The 16,185-nt window shown below is 66.4% G+C and carries 18 protein-coding genes; 3 read left to right on the forward strand and 15 right to left on the reverse strand.

Going from position 1 to position 16,185, the window contains the following annotated elements; genetic code table 11:
- Positions 1–66: 66 nt before the first annotated feature.
- The 13 genes from PHI64_RS00075 to clpB form a co-directional block, all read right to left on the reverse strand.
- Positions 67–1,497, reverse strand: a complete 1,431-nt coding sequence (locus tag PHI64_RS00075; RefSeq protein ID WP_299877290.1) for a PLP-dependent aminotransferase family protein — start codon at positions 1,495–1,497, stop codon at positions 67–69.
- A 92-nt stretch (positions 1,498–1,589) separates the two neighbouring features.
- Positions 1,590–2,072: an OmpA family protein gene (locus PHI64_RS00080; RefSeq protein ID WP_299876686.1), complete on the reverse strand. Its 483-nt coding sequence runs from the start codon at positions 2,070–2,072 to the stop codon at positions 1,590–1,592.
- Positions 2,073–2,182: 110 nt separating this feature from the next.
- Complete coding sequence (locus PHI64_RS00085; protein WP_299876689.1) at positions 2,183–3,214, reverse strand: methyltransferase; 1,032 nt, start codon at positions 3,212–3,214, stop codon at positions 2,183–2,185.
- Positions 3,207–3,812, reverse strand: a complete 606-nt coding sequence (locus tag PHI64_RS00090) for a hypothetical protein (RefSeq protein WP_299876692.1) — start codon at positions 3,810–3,812, stop codon at positions 3,207–3,209. Before PHI64_RS00090 ends, PHI64_RS00085 begins: the two co-directional genes overlap by 8 nt.
- A complete protein-coding gene (locus tag PHI64_RS00095) occupies positions 3,809–4,885 on the reverse strand; it encodes a beta-ketoacyl synthase N-terminal-like domain-containing protein (RefSeq protein ID WP_299876695.1) in 1,077 nt (358 codons plus the stop codon). The genes PHI64_RS00090 and PHI64_RS00095 overlap by 4 nt, the downstream gene beginning before the upstream one ends.
- Complete coding sequence (locus PHI64_RS00100; protein WP_299876698.1) at positions 4,882–5,151, reverse strand: phosphopantetheine-binding protein; 270 nt, start codon at positions 5,149–5,151, stop codon at positions 4,882–4,884. Before PHI64_RS00100 ends, PHI64_RS00095 begins: the two co-directional genes overlap by 4 nt.
- Positions 5,152–5,158: 7 nt before the next feature.
- The gene (locus PHI64_RS00105; RefSeq protein ID WP_299876702.1) at positions 5,159–6,331 is read right to left on the reverse strand and encodes an ABC transporter permease; all 1,173 of its coding nucleotides are present in this window, start codon (positions 6,329–6,331) and stop codon (positions 5,159–5,161) included.
- The gene (locus tag PHI64_RS00110; protein ID WP_299876706.1) at positions 6,328–7,257 is read right to left on the reverse strand and encodes an ABC transporter ATP-binding protein; all 930 of its coding nucleotides are present in this window, start codon (positions 7,255–7,257) and stop codon (positions 6,328–6,330) included. Before PHI64_RS00110 ends, PHI64_RS00105 begins: the two co-directional genes overlap by 4 nt.
- On the reverse strand, positions 7,257–8,243 hold the full coding sequence (locus tag PHI64_RS00115; RefSeq protein ID WP_299876709.1) for a BtrH N-terminal domain-containing protein: 987 nt from the start codon (positions 8,241–8,243) through the stop codon (positions 7,257–7,259). Before PHI64_RS00115 ends, PHI64_RS00110 begins: the two co-directional genes overlap by 1 nt.
- Entirely contained in the window at positions 8,240–8,635 is a 396-nt protein-coding gene (locus PHI64_RS00120; RefSeq protein ID WP_299876712.1) for a hypothetical protein, read from the reverse strand. Before PHI64_RS00120 ends, PHI64_RS00115 begins: the two co-directional genes overlap by 4 nt.
- Positions 8,635–9,771: a beta-ketoacyl-ACP synthase III gene (locus tag PHI64_RS00125; RefSeq protein ID WP_299876715.1), complete on the reverse strand. Its 1,137-nt coding sequence runs from the start codon at positions 9,769–9,771 to the stop codon at positions 8,635–8,637. Before PHI64_RS00125 ends, PHI64_RS00120 begins: the two co-directional genes overlap by 1 nt.
- Positions 9,761–10,744: a dialkylrecorsinol condensing enzyme gene (locus tag PHI64_RS00130; RefSeq protein WP_299876718.1), complete on the reverse strand. Its 984-nt coding sequence runs from the start codon at positions 10,742–10,744 to the stop codon at positions 9,761–9,763. Before PHI64_RS00130 ends, PHI64_RS00125 begins: the two co-directional genes overlap by 11 nt.
- A gap of 142 nt (positions 10,745–10,886) precedes the next feature.
- Positions 10,887–13,466 (reverse strand): ATP-dependent chaperone ClpB, encoded by a 2,580-nt coding sequence (clpB, locus tag PHI64_RS00135; RefSeq protein ID WP_299876721.1) that lies wholly within the window; start codon positions 13,464–13,466, stop codon positions 10,887–10,889.
- A gap of 224 nt (positions 13,467–13,690) precedes the next feature.
- On the opposite strand from clpB, the gene PHI64_RS00140 reads away from it, so the two are divergent.
- From PHI64_RS00140 to PHI64_RS00150, 3 genes are all read left to right on the forward strand, one after another.
- Entirely contained in the window at positions 13,691–14,842 is a 1,152-nt protein-coding gene (locus tag PHI64_RS00140; RefSeq protein WP_299876724.1) for an ABC transporter substrate-binding protein, read from the forward strand.
- A 108-nt stretch (positions 14,843–14,950) separates the two neighbouring features.
- Positions 14,951–15,202, forward strand: coding sequence for a type II toxin-antitoxin system Phd/YefM family antitoxin (locus PHI64_RS00145; RefSeq protein ID WP_299876726.1), 252 nt, complete (start codon positions 14,951–14,953; stop codon positions 15,200–15,202).
- Positions 15,199–15,453, forward strand: a complete 255-nt coding sequence (locus tag PHI64_RS00150) for a Txe/YoeB family addiction module toxin (protein ID WP_299876728.1) — start codon at positions 15,199–15,201, stop codon at positions 15,451–15,453. Before PHI64_RS00145 ends, PHI64_RS00150 begins: the two co-directional genes overlap by 4 nt.
- A gap of 9 nt (positions 15,454–15,462) precedes the next feature.
- Here the strand turns inward: PHI64_RS00150 and PHI64_RS00155 are convergent, their stop codons facing one another.
- The gene (locus PHI64_RS00155) at positions 15,463–15,636 is read right to left on the reverse strand and encodes a hypothetical protein (protein ID WP_299876731.1); all 174 of its coding nucleotides are present in this window, start codon (positions 15,634–15,636) and stop codon (positions 15,463–15,465) included.
- Between the two features lie 97 nt (positions 15,637–15,733).
- Positions 15,734–16,111: a hypothetical protein gene (locus PHI64_RS00160; RefSeq protein ID WP_299876733.1), complete on the reverse strand. Its 378-nt coding sequence runs from the start codon at positions 16,109–16,111 to the stop codon at positions 15,734–15,736.
- Positions 16,112–16,185 lie beyond the last annotated feature (74 nt).

Here is a 16,185-nt window from a genome sequence, read left to right on the forward strand (position 1 = left end):
TTTCCTCCTGGGACAGAAGTAAATCACCCGGACAAAAATGGAAACAGATTCAGCCTGTATCGTTTTTTATAGACACAGATCCATCTCCCCCTGCTCAGCAAGCAGCTGGCCGAGGACCCTAACCGCGTCCCTGGCCCGGTCGTCGATGGGGTGGCCGAAGTTGAGACGGATGCAGTGACCGAACTCCCGCTTGGCCGAAAAGATCGGCCCCGGCGCAAGGCTGATGCCTTGGGCCAGGGCCTGGCGGTGCAGCGCCAGCGCATCCACCCGCCGGGGCAGCTCGACCCACAGGAAGTAGCCCCCTTCGGGCCGGGCCAGGCGCGTGCCTGCGGGGAAGTGCGCCTCCACCGCCTCGACCAGGGCTGCCTCCTGGGCAGCCAGGCTGCGACGCAGGTGGCGCAAGTGGTTCTCATAGGCCCCGTGCTTGAGGTATTCGGCCAGAGCAATCTGCACCGGCACCGTGGTGGCCAGGCTGGTGGACAGCTTCTGGCGCTGAATCAGGCCCGCATAGCGCCCCGCCGCCACCCAGCCGATGCGATAGCCCGGGGCCAAGCACTTGGAGAAGGACGACACGTGCATTACCCGGCCATGGGGGTCCACGGCCTTGCTGCACAGGGGTGGCTCGGCGCCAAAATACAGCTCGGCGTAGACGTCGTCCTCGATCAGGGGCACCTCGTGCCGGTCGAGCAGCTCGATCAGCGCCTGTCGGCGCCCATCCGGCACCCGGCTGCCGGTGGGGTTGGCGAAGTTGAGCATCAGCAAGCAGGCCTTCACCGGATGATGGCGCAGAGCATCCTCCAGGGCCGCCAGATTGACCCCTTCCCGGGGATGGCTGGGGATCTCGATGACCTTCAGCCCCAGGCGCTCGCTGGCCTGCAGGCCTGCATAGAAGGTCGGGGACTCGATGGCGATCAGGTCGCCCGGACGGGTGACTGCCTGCAGGCACAGGTTGAGCCCCTCCATGGCGCCGGAGGTAGTCACGATCTCCTGGGGCGACACCCGTGCCCCATGGGCCAGGTAACGCAGGGACAACTGCCGACGCAGTTCGTCATTGCCCGGCGGCAGATCGGTGATGGTGGACAGGGGATCCAGGTGGCGTGCCGCCGCAGCCAGGAAGCGCCCCAGCTTGTCCAGGGGGAACAGCCGCGGGCTCGGGAAACTTGAGCCGAGCGGCACCACCGCCAGATCCTTGACGCTGTCGAGAATCTCGAAAATGAAGTCGCTCACCTCCAGCGCCGTGGAATGCCCCACCGGGCGGCTCATCTCCGGTTCAGGCAGGCGTTGCCCCAGGCGGGCGCGGACAAAATAACCCGACTTGGGGCGTGCCTCGATCAGCCCCCGGCTCTCCAGCAGGTGATAGGCCTGGGTGACGGTCACCGGGGCAATGCCGTGGATACGGCAGGTCTGCCGCACCGAGGGCAGCCGGTCGCCGGGGCGCAGCACGCCCTCGGCGATCAGCCGGGCGGTGTCATCGGCGAGGGTCTGGTAGAGACTCATGGGGGCGATGGTAGCAGCCCACATCAATCTGCCGCTCCACAATGCAAAAAGCCGGGCAAGCCCGGCTTTTCTGACAGTGGGCGGCGTTCCGCTTACTGCACGCGCACTTCCACGCGACGGGCTTCAGCGGCGTCGGTGCCACCCAGGGTCACGGCGGGCTTGCGCATGGCCACCTTGTCGGCCGGCACACCGGCAGCGATCAGGGCATCCTTGAGGGCCACGGCGCGGGCCTTGGCCACTTCGGCATTGACCGCGGCGCCACCGGTTTCGTCGTGGTAACCGGAGATCAGCACGATCTTGCTGGGATCTTCCTGCAGCTTGGCGACGACCTTGGCCACTTCCTCAGCAGCATTGGCGGGCAGCTCAGCCATGCCAGAGTCGAAGTAGAGCTTAGCCAGAGCATCGCCCACTTCGGCGATTTCGGGCACTTCGGCAACTTCGGCAACCGAAGCCGCCTTGGTGTTGGTCTGGCCGGTGACATAAACGGTCAGGCCGATCACCAGGCCGATCACCAGGGCGATGATGCCGAACAGGATGCCCAGTACGAGGTTCTGGTTGTCGTCGTCTTCTTGCATAGGAAAAATCCTTTCTAGGTCAAGGTTGAAATCAAACCTTGCGAGTATACCGGCTTAATCGGGTGTGCTCCGCGGGATGCGAAAAGGAAAAGTTAAAAAGCTATTCACAATCAGGGAGCAGCCTGCCCCTTGAAGCCCACCACCATGGCGTCCGCTCCCGTCAGCCTCTCCCGGTAACAGCCCTGGAAGCCGGCTTCCGTCATCCAGCCGATGCAGTCTGCCGCTGTGTAGTCGAAGCCGCCCCGGGTCTCGATCAGCATGGTGAGGCTCATCAGCAATCCCTGGACGTTGCTCTCACGGGCGTCGTCGATCATGGCTTCATAGACGATCAGGGCGCCGCCGGGCGGCAGGGCCGCGTAGGCCTTGTCGATCAGGAAGCGCTTCTCCTGCAGATCCCAGTCATGCAGGATATGCCCCATCACGATCACCTGGGCGGCGGGCAGGGCATCGCGGAAGAAGTCTCCGGCCATGAACCCGACCCGGTCCGCCACCCCGAGACGGGCGGTGTGATCGGCAAAGATGGTGGCCACCGTGGGCAGGTCGAAGCCGGAGCCGCGCAGGTGGGGATGGACGATGGCCACCTGGGCGGCCAGATCACCCTGAGCAGTGCCGAGGTCGACAAAACTGGCGTACTTGCCCCATGGAAACTTGCGCGCGATGGCCTGGTTGGCCCCCCGCGACAGGGCCGTCATGGCGCTCAGGAACTGGCGGTGGCGCAGCGGATCGGCGGCGAGGGCCGAGAACAGGGTTTCGCCGCCGTTCTTCAGCTCGTTCTGGGGCAAGCCGGTCCTGAGAGCATCGGTGAGGCCGGCCCAGTAATGGTAGAGGCGCTGGTTGACCATCTCCAGCAGCGCCGCGATGCAGGACTCGCTCTCCCGGTCGAGATAGCGGGCCGCCGGCGGGGTGTTGGTGTAGATGCCGTCCTGGCGCTCCAGGAAACCCAGGGCCACCAGGGTGTCCAGGAAGTCGCGGCTGGCGCGGGGGTGCAGGCCCAGGCGCTGCTCCAGGTCGGCGGCACTGCCGGGCTGGCGTGCCAGGGCGGTAAACACGTCCAGCTCCACCGCGCTGAGCAGGGTCTTGGCGGCACTGAAACCGGTGCCGATGCTGAGAATGTATTCGGGGCTGATGAAGTCGTCAGCCATGGACGCTCTCCAGAGTTGAACGGGCCAGGTGCAGCTGCGCACCGGACAGGGCCAGATGGGTGACGGCCGGGTCGGCCAGGGTCTCGAACGCGCCACAGGCAAGGGTCGGGGCCGGGCCGGGCTCGGGCAGCAGGCGCAGCCACAGGCTGCGGCCCGCTTCGTCCTCGTCCACCCAGCCGGCCAGCAGACCCGCCGGGCCGGCCTCCACGCAGGCCAGTTGCAACGCCGGGGCGGGCGCACGGCTGGAAAGGCAGCGCCCCTCCCCATGCCAGTCCAGGTAACGGGCCAGGGCCGGCAGCACCTGGCCGGGCTGGCTGGTGAGAAAACCGATGGGCAGGGGCAGGCCGTCACGGGCCTCGGCCAGGGCTGCCCGCAGGGCGATGTCCGGGCCGTGAAGGGTGGACAGGCTGAGCAGAGCCGCATCGGGAAGGCGGGTTTCATCGGCGTCATCCAGGCACTGGAGGGCACCGAAAAGCGCCAGCTCGACCCACGCCCCCACCCGCCGCGGGCGCTCGCCCAGGCGGGTGGCGAGGCGCTGGCGCCAGTCGGCCGGGGGCGGATCGGCAAAGTGCCGGCCGGCGATGCGCCAGATTTTCATGATGGGCTCCCGTGGGTGTCTTCGAGCACCAGGGCGGCATGGCCACCACCGAAGCCGAGGATCTGGGCAAGGATGAAACGCAGCTGCGGTGGGCATTCGGGCGCAAGGCCCACGGCCAGCTCAGGATCAGGCGGGCAGGCAGGCAAATCGGGCCAGCGCCCGGCATCGATGCAGGCCGTGAGCAGGGCCAGCTCGGCCGCACCCGAGGCGCCCAGGGTGTGACCGATGTTCGCCTTGAGGGTGTTCAGCCCCGGCAGGCGGGCAAAAACGGCCTTTAGCCCGGCGATCTCTTCGGCATCATTGTGGGGGCTGCCGGCAGCCTGGAGCTTGATCAGATCCACGTCGTCTGCGCCGATGCCGCTGTCGGCCAGGGCGGCGCGGGCCATGCGCTCGACGGTGTGGCGCGAGGCCCCGGCCGGGTTGCTGCCATCGACCCGGTTGGCGCCGCCGCGCAACCGCCATCGGGCCGCCGTGCGCCCGAGGGCAAGGGCGGCAACGGCCTCACCGAGCACCAGGCCCGAACGATCTGCCGCCAGGGGGCGAGGCACCAGCGGATCAAGGAGCTGCAAGGCGCCAAAGCCGGCGCTACTGAAGCGGTTGGCCAGCTCCAGCCCCAGCACCAGGGCCGAATCGGCGTCCCCTGCGCCGATCAGGCGATGGGCGCTGAGCAGGGCCACGACCGATGAAGTGCACGCGGTGGACACCCAGAACACCGGCCCCTGCCAGTCCAGCCACCCAGCCACCTCCTCGGCGAATTGCTGGCAGTCGGGCAGGAAGGGCGAGCCATTTTCAAGCGCCCCCACGTTGAGGGACGAGGACGCCAGGAAGATCGGCGCGCTGCGGTCTACCGGGCCGCACTCCGCCACCGCGGCACGCACCAGCCGGCGCGCGCGGGCGTGCCAGTCGGGGTCGATATCGGGGATGGAAAAGGCCGGGAAGCGGGCATCAGGGGCAAGCTGCACAGGCACGGGGCGCACGCCGCCGGCGGCCAGGCTGAGCAGCGCACGGGGCAGATCCAGCCCCAGGGCGCAGGCCAGCCCGCGCCCCTGCAGATAAGTGCCGGCATGGCTCACGACAGACGTTCGGTCAGGTGCGCAGCGAGGGTGGCCAGGGAGGCCAGGGCACGGCGGGTCTCCTTGCTGTCGGGCATGCGCACACCGTAGCGCTTCTGGATGGCCATGGAGACCTGCAGGGCATCGAGGGAATCAAGCTGGAGGCGCGAGTCCGGGCCGAAGAGGATCTCGTCGTCGCCCAGGCCTCCGGCGGGCTCGGTCTTGTCGGCAGCCTCCAGGATCAGCTGCTTGAGGGCCTGAATGAAAGCGGGGTCAGGGGTGTTCATGGTGTGTTCAGGGCGTGATTCTGCGGGAAAAGAGCCGGCTCGCCAGGGCCAGCCCGAGGATGCCGAAGACGGCCAGACGCAAGGCCCAGGGCGCTGCCTCGGCCACATCACCCTGGCGCAGCAGCACGGTGAGCAGGCCCTCCAGCCCCCAGTTCATGGGTGACAGGCGAGCCAGCTGCTGCATGGCGCCGGGCATGACGAAGGTGGGCACCATGATGCCACCCAGGGCCGCCATCAGCAGATTGCACAGGGGGCCGAGGGTGTTGGCCTGGGCGTGGGTCCGGACCAGGCAGGCGAGCAGCAGGGCAAAACCGATGGCGGCAAGGCTGGTGGCGGCCAGCATCATGAGCAGCGCCAGCCAGTGGATGCCGGCCAGGGACAAGGCCTCGCCGCCCAGCAGCGGCATCAGGGCAGCGCCCACCGTCAGCATCAGGGCCGCCTGGATGGCGTTGATGCCCACGTAGGGCAAGGCCTTGGCGAGGATCTGGATACGTGCGGGCACACCCAGCGCCGCCAGCCGGGCCAGGGCGCCGCTGTGCTGCTCCTGCACGAAGAGGCTGCTGATGGCCGTGACCACGAAGAACATGCCGAAAACCAGCCAGGCTGGCACGTTCTGCTGCACCGCGCTGACCGGGCGCTGGGTGCTGCCCAACTGCTCTACTGCCATGAAGGGCAGGATGGACTGGCTGCCCCGGGGGCTCTCGCCCGTGAAGCTGGCCTGCAGCAGGGCCGCCCGCAGCTCGCCCACGGCGCTGGCAAGCTCGGCCTGCAGGGTGCGGAAAGCCCCCTGGTCGAGGCCCGGCTCGACCCGCAGATGCACCACCGGGGCGCGAGGCGGATCAAGGTCGCTCAAGGCATCGGCCAGGCCGGCGTCCAGGGTCAGCACGTAGGCCAGGCGCCCTTGGCGCAGAGCCTCGTCCACCGCGCCGGGGGTGGCCGGCAGGGGCCTGGCGGTGCCGTGGGCTTTGGCCCAGGTGGCGCTGATGCGCCGGGCCGCGGGGCTCTCCGTGGCGCTGTCGATGGCGTAGGGGAGCTGCCGCAGGGGGGGCGCGTACAGGTTCTGCAGGGCCAGGGACATGATCACGATGAAGGCCGCCGGCATCAGGAATAGAGCCGCCAGGGCATGGGGATCACGCAGCAGGGCGAGGAGCTCCTTGCGGATCAGGGCGAGCAGCATCATTGATCCCGCAGCCGGGTATCGGTCAAGTTCATGAACAGGCGCTCAAGGCTGTAACGCCCGAAGCGGGCTTCGCGGATGCGCCCTCCCCGCGCCTCAATGCGGGCCAGCGCCGCCACTGGCGAGGCGGTAGCGGCGAGATCAAGCTTCAGGTGAACGCCGGCCACCTCCAACTGGCCCTCGATCTCGCCGGCCAGGGCCGCCAGCGCGTCGGCGTCGAGGGGCGCTTCAAGCTGCAGTTCGACCTGCCCCCGGGCCTGAGCCAGAAGTTCCGTCAGGCTGCCCTGGCGGAGCACGCGTCCTCGATCGACGATCACCACCCGATCGGCGACAGCTTCGATCTCTTCCATGTAATGGCTGGTGTAGATCACCCCCATGCCGGAGGCAGCCAGGCTACGCACGGTCTCCAGCAGAAAGGCCCGGGACTGGGGATCGACGCCCACCGTCGGCTCGTCGAGCACCAGCAGCCCAGGGGTCGGCAGCAAGGCAATAGCCAGGTTGAGCCGGCGCTTGAGCCCGCCGGAGAGGTGCTCGACGCGAGTGGCGACAAAGTCTTCGAGACGGGTGGCGGCGAGAGCCCGGGCGATGGCCTGCCTGGCCGCGGTACCGGACAGGCGGCTGGCGGCAGCGAAGCAGCGCAGGTTTTCGGCCACGCTCAGCATGGGATAGAAGGCAAAGTCTTGAGGCGCGATGGCGATGCAGCCGGGCGCACGTCGGCGAAGGTCATCAAGGGCTTCACCGTCAAACTCGATCTGCCCTGCCGCAGGCTGGAGCAGCCCGGCCAGATGGGCTACCAGGGTGGACTTGCCGGCCCCGTTGGGCCCGAGGAGGCCAAGGATCTCACCACGCCGGGCTTCCAGGCTGAAATCCACGAGGGCCGGCGTCGTCGCTGCCGGATAGCGATAGTGGAGCCCGCGGACCTGCAACATCAGGACACCGCGGCCTTGAGCTCGGTAAAGAAGCCCTTCTCGGCTGCCGCCAGGGCGAAAAGGTGCTCGGCCAGGGCCGGCGGATCAAAGGGGTCTCGCCCTTTCACCATGCGTGCGGCCGCCAAAGCAAAGGCCCGCCAGCCATCACCAATGTCCATCAGGCGTTCGGCAAACTCGCCGAGGGCCGGGCGCTCCGCCGGCCGGGCGGCCTCCTGCAGGAAGGCCGCGTAGAGAAAGCGGAAGCCGGCACCACCGGTGCCGATCTCCTCCTGCATGCGCACGATGTGGCCCACCAGGCGCAGGCTGTCCGGCTTGCCGCGATCCATCCTGCCCAGGCCGCGGGCCAGCCCGCGAATGCCGCCCGCACCGAAGATGGGCAGCGGCGCCAGCATGCTCCAGGCAACCCGATGGATGGCCTGGCGGATTGCCTTGGGCGGGATGTCGCGCCCGGGCACCGCGGTAGGAAAGTACAAGGTGCCTTTGGGGGCCAGCATGCCCTTGGCAAAGCGGGCGCGGTTGAGGTCGTCCCGGTGGCAGCGCACCGGGTGCTCCCCCACCGGGTCGCTGATCAGGTATTCGTCCCCTTCCCGCCCGTAGACCACCAGGTTGTGGGCGTTGAAGTGAAAGCGCATGTCTTCGGGAAAATAGGGCAGCCAGTAGACTGAAGTCTGCAGGCCCACCACCTGCCCCTGGTCGAGCAATGCATCCAGGCGCGCCTCACCAGCGGCCATGCTGGAAAAGCGTTCGATCCGGAAATGCACGCCCAGGGACTTGCGCACCCCCCGGATGATCGCCCGGGGCGGTACCCGGTAGGCGATCAGCGGCATCTCCTGGATGCGTACGAAGGGCAGATAAGCGAAGCTCAGGCCGCCGCCTAGACCAAAAGCCATGGGTTCGCCGATGGGGAGCCCATGGTGGTTGAGGAGATTGGCAACCGTGCCGCTTTCACAATGGGCGGCGTGGCGATGCTGGAAATCCGCGCTCATGGCAGGGCCCGCAGTGTTTCCGGAGAAACGCCCAAGGCGGCGGCGTAGCGGCTCAGCAGTTCTGGTGACAGCCGGGCGAATACGGCCGGGCGGAAATGGCGGCGGATGCGCCAGCGCCACACCCCGCAGCTCTGGGCGAAGGTGGCGATGTCCATGCGGCGGGCGTACATCCAGTATTCCAGGGGCGATGACTGGCCGGCCACCACCCGGGCCCGGGCCGCCTTGGCGTAGGCATCGAAGACATCCACGGCCTGGAGGGTGACGATCTCTTCGGCCTCCCAGCCGGCGGACTCCACCGCAACGATCGCTCCACCCGCCCCCCGCGCATACACGGCCTTGCGATGGCCGCCGAGGGTGGCGTTGCCATCCTGGGGCACATCCTGAACATCCATCAGACCGCCTCCAGAAACACGAAACCGCTGGAGAAGCGCCCGCTTTCCGGCACGTAGAGCAGGATCTTCTGGCCCGGGCGGATGCGCCCGGAGCGCATCAGCTCGTCGAGCATGATGTAAGGCGACGCGGAACCCGTGTTGCCCTTGTCCACCAGGTTGGTAAACCACCGGAACGTGGGGATGGGGAAGCCGATGTCCGCCAGGGTGCGTTCGAGGACGGGGGCGAAATACAGGGACGAGATGTGGGGCAGGAACCAGTCCACGTCCTCGGGGCGGAGGCCATGGCGGGCCTGGAGGGCGTGGATGGGATCGGTGAGGGTGACCGGGGCGACGTGTTCGTTGAGGAGCCGGACATCCTGTTTGAGCGAGAAGATGGAGCGGGAGGCCCAGTCGGTCACCGGGAAGCGCACCCACCCGCGCAGGCCGCCGTCGGACTCCTTCTCGGCGCCGGCGTACATGCAGGCGGGCAGCCGGTGGGCGTTGGAGAACAGCTCGATCCAGCACACCCGGAGGGAGACCTGCCCCGGCCGGGGCGTCGGCTCCAGCAGCAGGGCCCCGGCCCCGTCGGACAGCATCCAGCGCAGGAACTCCTTGTCGAAGGCAATCTCGGGGCGCGCTTCCAGCTCCCGCGCCAGGTGTTCGCTCTCGGCCTCGAAATGGCTTGCCCGCATGACCGGCGAGACCAGCTCGGAACCCGTGGCGATGGCGCGCCTGGCACTGCGCGAGGCCACGCTCATGGCCGCGTACTTGAGGGCAGCGGTGCCCGACAGGCAGATGCCCGCCAGGGACACCACTTCCAGCTGGGGCCAGCCCAGCTCGCCATGGACCATCACCCCGTGTCCGGGGAGGAGCTGGTCGGCATGGGAGGTGCCCGTGGCCAGGCAATCCACCGGGCCCACATCGCCGAGGGCGCGGATGGCCTCTGCGGTGAGCCGGGCGTGGGTCATCACCGGCTCGCGGGTGACCGGGTCGAGGGCGTAATGGCGGGTCTTGATGCCGTTGTTGCGCAGCACGATGCGCCGCGCCCGGGAGGGCTTGCCGCCGACCATGCCAAGGATGGACTCGATACCCTCATTGGGTACCGGCTCCAGGGGCAGGTAGGCGGCAGATCCGGTGATGAAGACGTCAGAAATCATAGTGGGCAAGGCGTTCGAGGCCGGAGCCCGAGGGCTGCTCGTAGGATGCCTTCACCGCGTCGAGACGGCGACGCAGGAAGGGGCGCAAAAATGCCTGTAGGGCAAGAGAAACCGGGACCACCGTAAGAATGATGGCTACCAAAAATATCAGGTACAAGGCCAGCAAGGGCAGGCGCTGCCAGGCGCCGGGCCGGCCGGCCCGGTGCAGCAGCGTACCCCAGACACGGAAACTGCGGCTGCCGGCCCTTTCGCTGACGAGCAGCTCGGGGCGTGCCTCTACGGCGCCAAGCCCGGCCAGCAGCGGCGCCGTCCCCTGCTCGCGGTCATCCAGCAGGGCGTCTCGCAGTGCCCGACCAAAGCGGACGCTGCGCCGGATGTCGTCCTCGGCCACGCCGGCAGGCGGCAGTCCGGGCACCGGCTTGCGACGCCCGGTGAGCAGCCACAAGGGCGTGGTGAGCAGGGTGGCGAGGGTGGGGGCACGGTCGGTGAGCACTACGTTGTCCAGGTGCCGGGCGCCAATCTCCGCCAGCCGCGCCCGGACCCGGTCGTGGGCCATCATCCACATGTTGCGACAGGCCACCACCGTGACCACCGGCTTGTTGCGCAGCAGGCGCGCGCCCTCGTCGCCGAGGAGAAAGGCGGCCACCGGCTGACTGGGGGCGAGAAACCACACCTGGTAAAACAGGATGACCAGGTCGTAGGACTCGTCGGCGGGGAGATCCAGGGGCGCGATCTCGCCGGGCCGCATCAATGCCGATTCGGGAAAGGCGTCGAGAAAGCGGAAGAACGGCCATGGAAACGGAAACGCCACTTGCGGACGGAGCTGCACCACCCGCAAAGCAATACCGGGCTCGGCCAGCAGGGGTTCAATCAGGCGCCCGGCAATGGCGGACAGCTGGCCCGTCTGTGTGTAAACGACGACCAGCGCACGCTTCGTGGGCCCGGGTGCAGCGTGATGCGATTCGTTCGACACTGGGGGATCTGATGGCGCGTTTCAATAGCCGCATTCTATTGCCTGGGCATGTCACCCGGCAATCTTGCCGCCACGCCGCCGCACCCGAGCGCCACGGAGCCGCCCGGGCACACCGGGCGGCTCCGTATTCAAACACCGACGATCAGGCCTTGGTGAAAATGATCTTGCCGTTCTCGCAATCCACCCTGATCGTATCCTTGGCCGCGAACTGCCCTTCCAGAATGCGCTTGGCGAGCGGGTTTTCGATGTGCTCCTGGATGGCACGCTTGAGCGGGCGGGCGCCGAAGACCGGGTCGAAGCCGGCGCGGGCCAGTTCGGTCAGGGCCGCATCGCTGGCGTCCAGGTGCATGTCGAGCTTGGCCAGGCGCTTCTCCAGGTAGCCCAGCTGGATGCGGGCGATGGAGGCGATGTTCTTCTCGTCGAGGGCGTGGAAGACCACCACCTCGTCGATGCGGTTGATGAACTCGGGTCGGAAGTAGGTCTTCACCTCACCCATCACCGCCAGCTTGATGATCTGGTAATCATCGCCGGACATCTGCTGGATCATCTGGCTGCCCAGGTTGCTGGTCATCACGATCACGGTGTTCTTGAAGTCCACCGTGCGCCCCTGACCATCCGTCATGCGGCCGTCGTCGAGCACCTGAAGCAAGACGTTGAAAACGTCCGGGTGGGCTTTCTCCACCTCGTCGAAGAGGATCACGCTATAAGGCTTGCGGCGCACCTGTTCGGTGAGATAGCCGCCCTCCTCATAGCCCACGTAGCCCGGGGGCGCCCCGATCAGACGCGCCACCGAATGCTTCTCCATGAACTCGCTCATATCGATACGGATCAGGTGATCCTCGGCATCGAACATGAACTCGGCCAGGGTCTTGCACAGCTCTGTCTTGCCCACACCCGTTGGGCCGAGGAACAGGAAGGAGCCATAGGGCCGGTTCTCGTCCGACAGGCCGGCGCGGGAGCGGCGGATGGCGTCCGACACCAGGCGCACGGCCTCATCCTGGCCGATCACCCGGTTGTGCAGGTGGGCTTCCATGCGGAGCAGCTTGTCGCGCTCGCCCTGCATCATCTTCGACACGGGGATGCCGGTGGCCCGGGACACCACCTCGGCGATCTCCTCGGCACCCACTTCGGTGCGCAACAGCTTGTTGGCCGGCTTGGCCTCGCCGCTGGCCTCGGCCTTCTTGAGCTGGGCTTCGAGCTGGGGCAGTTGGCCGTACTGCAGCTCGGCCACCTTCTCGAGCTTGCCTTCCCGCTGCAGCCGGGCAATGTCGGCCTTGATGCGGTCGATCTCTTCCTTGATGTGGGCGGAACCCTGCACCGCCGACTTCTCGGCCTTCCAGATTTCCTCCAGGTCGGAGTATTCCTTCTTGATGCGGGTGATCTCCTCCTCGATCAGGCCGAGGCGCTTGAGGGAGGCTTCGTCCTTCTCCTTCTTCACAGCCAGCTGTTCGATCTCCAGCTGGATGCGGCGCCGTTCGAGCTTGTCCATCACCTCCGGCTTGGAGTCGATCTCCATCTTGATGCGCGCCGCCGCCTCGTCGATCAGGTCGATGGCCTTGTCGGGCAGGAAGCGGTCGGTGATGTAGCGGTTGGACAGCTCGGCAGCGGCGACGATGGCCGGGTCGGTGATCTCGACGCCATGGTGCAGCTCGTAGCGCTCCTTCAGGCCGCGCAGGATGGCGATGGTGGACTCCACCGTCGGCTCATCCACCAGCACCTTCTGGAAGCGGCGCTCCAGGGCGGCGTCCTTCTCGATGTACTTGCGGTACTCGTCCAAGGTGGTGGCGCCGATGCAGTGCAGCTCGCCCCGAGCCAGGGCCGGCTTGAGCATGTTGCCGGCGTCGATGGCGCCCTCGGCCTTGCCCGCGCCCACCATGGTGTGGATCTCGTCGATAAACAGGATGATGCGGCCTTCGTCCTTGGCGATGTCGCCCAGCACCGCCTTCAGGCGCTCCTCGAACTCGCCCCGGTACTTGGCCCCGGCCAGCAGCCCGGCCATGTCGAGCACCAGCACGCGCTTGCCCTTCAGGGTCTCGGGCACTTCCTCATTGACGATGCGCTGGGCCAGGCCTTCGACGATGGCGGTCTTGCCCACGCCGGGCTCGCCGATCAGCACCGGGTTGTTCTTGGTGCGGCGCTGCAGGATCTGGATGGCGCGGCGGATCTCGTCGTCGCGGCCGATCACCGGGTCGAGCTTGCCCTGGCGGGCCCGCTCGGTGAGATCCACGCAGAACTTCTTGAGGGCTTCGCGCTGGCTCTCGGCGTCGGCGCTGCCCACGTTCTGGCCACCGCGCACGGCGTCGATGGCCTGCTCCAGCGCCTTCTTGGTCAGGCCGTTTTCCTTCAGCAGGCGGCCGCTCTCGCCCTTGTCGTCGGCCAGGGCCAGCAAGAACATCTCGCTGGCGATGAACTCGTCACCACGCTGCTGGGCGGCCTTGTCGGTAAGGTTGAGCAGATTGCCCAGATCACGCCCGACAGACACATCACCGCCATGGCCTTGCACCTTGGGCAAACGCTCAAGGGCCTTGATCAGGGCTGCCTTCAGACCGCCCACATTGGCACCGGCCCGCTGCAGCAGGGACGCGGTGCTGCCGTCGTCCTGGGCAAGCAGGGCCAGCAGCAGGTGCTGGGGTTCGATGAACTGTTGATCGTTACCCACGGCGAGACTTTGGGCTTCGCTGAGGGCTTGCTGAAACTTGGTGGTGAACTTGTCGTAGCGCATGGAGCCTCCGGATTTTGGTCTGAAGCCTACATGGGGGAGGAATCGGGGCTTTCAAGTCGAACCCGCGAATGCACACGGGCCCTGCGCCGGCTCGGCGGGCCACATACGCAAATGTCCTCCACCAAAGTATGATGCGGAGCTTTCCGACAACGACAGGGGCATTCTCCAGCCCCGCTCCGCCTTCACCCGTCCGGCCCGAGTGCCAGGCCCCGAGGAGACGAAAAATGACAAGAACCCACGGCACCCTGCTCCGTGCAGGCATGCTAGGCGCTTGCCTGGCCTTTGCCCAGGCCACCCCCGCCGCCGGCGAGATCGCCCTCGCCCACATCGCTCCCCTCAGTGGCCCCGTCACCCGGGAAGCCACCGAATACAATGCCGGCATCCGTGTAGCCCTGAAGGCCGCCAACGCCGCCGGCGGCATCCACGGCAAGCAGCTGGTGTTGCGCAACCTGGATGACGAATACAAGGCCGACACCGCCCTCGCCCGCTTCCGCGAAGCCGCCGCCTCCGATGCCCTCGCCGCGCTGATGACCGTCGGTTCTTCGACCATGACACGCCTGCTCGCCGAGCAGTTTCCCGAAACCCAGAGATTTCCGGTCATCGGCGTGATCCCCGGCGCCGAACCCCTGCGCAGCCCCGTCAATCCCTACGTCTATCACGTGCGGGCCGGTGACCTGGAGCAATACCGCAAGCTCGCCGAACACGCCACCACCACCGGCCAGCAGCGCGTCGCGGTGGTCTATGCCGACGTCCCCTTCGGCACCGCGGGCCTGGCCACCCTCGAATCCCTGTTCCGCGGCAAATCCCAGCAGATCGTTGCCCGGGTGGCCCTGCCCTTGGAGGGCAAGGCCGACCTTCCCGCCGCGCTCAAAACCCTGACCTCCGCCAAACCCGACATCATTTACATGGTGATCCCCGCCCAGCTGGCCGCCGAGTTCCTCAAGGCTTACCGGAACGGCAGTAACGGCCTGCCTGCCCAGCTCGCCACCTTGTCGTATGGCAACGCCGAAACCCTGTGCCAGGTGGCCGGCGAGGAGGCCGCCCGCGGTATCGTCGTCGCCCAGGTCATGCCCAACCCCGGCAACAGCGCCATTCCGGTAGTCCGGCGCTTCCACGAAGACATGAGCAAATTCGCCGAACCCGGCACCCGGCCGAGCATCTTCCACCTGGAAGCCTACGTCACCACCCGCATCGTCCTCGAAGCCATCCGCCGCGCCGGCCCCACCCCCACCCGCCCCAAACTCGTCCAGGCCCTCGACGGGCTCAAGAACTTCGACGTGGGCGGCTACACGGTGGACTTCTCCCCCACCCGGCACACGGGGTCGAGCTTTGTGGATATCAGCATTGTCGGGCGGGGGTGCAAGCTGATGTTTTGAGCACCAAGGCTGCCGCCAGCGCCGGATGCGCCCTTTATCTTCAAACACGCCGGCTGGACAAGCGAACGCCTCATATGTACATTAAAACGTACATACTCGGAGATCACCATGGACGCAATCACCTACACCGCCGTTCGCGCAAATCTCGCCCGTACCATGGATCGGGTTTGCGACAACCACGAAGCCCTGATCATTACTCGCAACGGTGAACAGTCCGTCGTCATGCTCTCCCTCGAGGACTACAAAGCACTCGAGGAAACCGCCTACCTCCTGCGCACCCCCGCCAACGCCCAGCGCCTTCTCTCCGCAACCGCACAACTGGGAGCAGGTAAAGGCAGCGAACGGGAACTTGCAGAGTGAAGTTGATCTTTGCCGACGAGGCGTGGGAAGACTATCTCTACTGGCAAAGACAGGACCGGCGCATGACCGAACGGATCAACAAACTGATCCGCGAAACACAGCACGCCCCCTACTACGGCATTGGCAAACCGGAGGCCTTGAAACATGCGCTATCAGGCTTCTGGTCACGCCGTATCACGGATGAGCATCGCATGGTGTACCGCGTCGAGGGGGATGATCTGCTGATCGCACAGTTGCGGTTCCATTATTGAGGCGGTGATTCAGGCGGCGCTGGAATCTCGCAGAGCGTAGGGTTGCATCGGCACGTCGGCAGGCAATCTCAGGTCGGCACACAGCCGACGGATCATCGCCACGGACAGAGGGCGGGTCCGGTTCATGATGTCGGCCAACACCTCCGCGTGCTCGGCCCCGGTTCGGATGGGCTTCAGATCCATCGCAGCTCCTGGATGGTTTCGGCGTCCATCCGACCGGCTGGCCGGTGATCAAAAACGGCATGTAACGGAGCACCCCACAGCATGCCCGACCCGGCAATCAATCTGCGAGCTTAACGCCCATGCCACTAGCATCAAGGTAACCCCAGGTCGTGAAACCGATGCCGCTCTTGTATCGGGTATTGACTACCGCGTCTGCACCGATTGAGCGCGCCTTCTCAGACAGGGCCTCATTCGCCTGTTCCTTGGTCGGATCCGCATGGAACACCGTGAGCTTCCTGACGCTCACTTCGATCTGCCCCACCTCCTTGTACTTTCGTCCAGAAAGTGACCCCTCGGAGATCAATACCTTCGTGCCAGCCGGCAGAGCAGCCGGAGCGTCCGCGGTGATATTTGAACTGGTTCTATACGAAGCACAGCCTGATGTAAGTGCAACAACGACAACAGCTGACAGCAAGGCAACTCTCTTGGTTTTCATTATTCCCTCACGGATTCGAGTAAAACCAAAAAGCATAAACAAGCAAACAGATTATGTCCATGACATTTATCTCA

The organism is Zoogloea sp., assembly GCF_028689785.1.
Classification (GTDB): Bacteria; Pseudomonadota; Gammaproteobacteria; order Burkholderiales; family Rhodocyclaceae; genus Zoogloea.

Excerpts from the sequence above, each read along its gene's own strand:
- PHI64_RS00145 (WP_299876726.1), top strand. The coding sequence starts at position 14,951 with ATGGACGCAATCACCTACACCGCCGTTCGCGCAAATCTCGCCCGTACC.
- PHI64_RS00155 (WP_299876731.1), bottom strand. The coding sequence starts at position 15,636 with ATGGATCTGAAGCCCATCCGAACCGGGGCCGAGCACGCGGAGGTGTTG.
- PHI64_RS00100 (WP_299876698.1), bottom strand. The coding sequence starts at position 5,151 with ATGAACACCCCTGACCCCGCTTTCATTCAGGCCCTCAAGCAGCTGATC.
- PHI64_RS00120 (WP_299876712.1), bottom strand. The coding sequence starts at position 8,635 with ATGGATGTTCAGGATGTGCCCCAGGATGGCAACGCCACCCTCGGCGGC.
- PHI64_RS00110 (WP_299876706.1), bottom strand. The coding sequence starts at position 7,257 with ATGTTGCAGGTCCGCGGGCTCCACTATCGCTATCCGGCAGCGACGACG.
- PHI64_RS00080 (WP_299876686.1), bottom strand. The coding sequence starts at position 2,072 with ATGCAAGAAGACGACGACAACCAGAACCTCGTACTGGGCATCCTGTTC.
- PHI64_RS00090 (WP_299876692.1), bottom strand. The coding sequence starts at position 3,812 with ATGAAAATCTGGCGCATCGCCGGCCGGCACTTTGCCGATCCGCCCCCG.
- PHI64_RS00140 (WP_299876724.1), top strand. The coding sequence starts at position 13,691 with ATGACAAGAACCCACGGCACCCTGCTCCGTGCAGGCATGCTAGGCGCT.
- PHI64_RS00160 (WP_299876733.1), bottom strand. The coding sequence starts at position 16,111 with ATGAAAACCAAGAGAGTTGCCTTGCTGTCAGCTGTTGTCGTTGTTGCA.
- PHI64_RS00075 (WP_299877290.1), bottom strand. The coding sequence starts at position 1,497 with ATGAGTCTCTACCAGACCCTCGCCGATGACACCGCCCGGCTGATCGCC.
- PHI64_RS00125 (WP_299876715.1), bottom strand. The coding sequence starts at position 9,771 with ATGATTTCTGACGTCTTCATCACCGGATCTGCCGCCTACCTGCCCCTG.
- PHI64_RS00115 (WP_299876709.1), bottom strand. The coding sequence starts at position 8,243 with ATGAGCGCGGATTTCCAGCATCGCCACGCCGCCCATTGTGAAAGCGGC.
- PHI64_RS00105 (WP_299876702.1), bottom strand. The coding sequence starts at position 6,331 with ATGATGCTGCTCGCCCTGATCCGCAAGGAGCTCCTCGCCCTGCTGCGT.
- PHI64_RS00085 (WP_299876689.1), bottom strand. The coding sequence starts at position 3,214 with ATGGCTGACGACTTCATCAGCCCCGAATACATTCTCAGCATCGGCACC.
- clpB (WP_299876721.1), bottom strand. The coding sequence starts at position 13,466 with ATGCGCTACGACAAGTTCACCACCAAGTTTCAGCAAGCCCTCAGCGAA.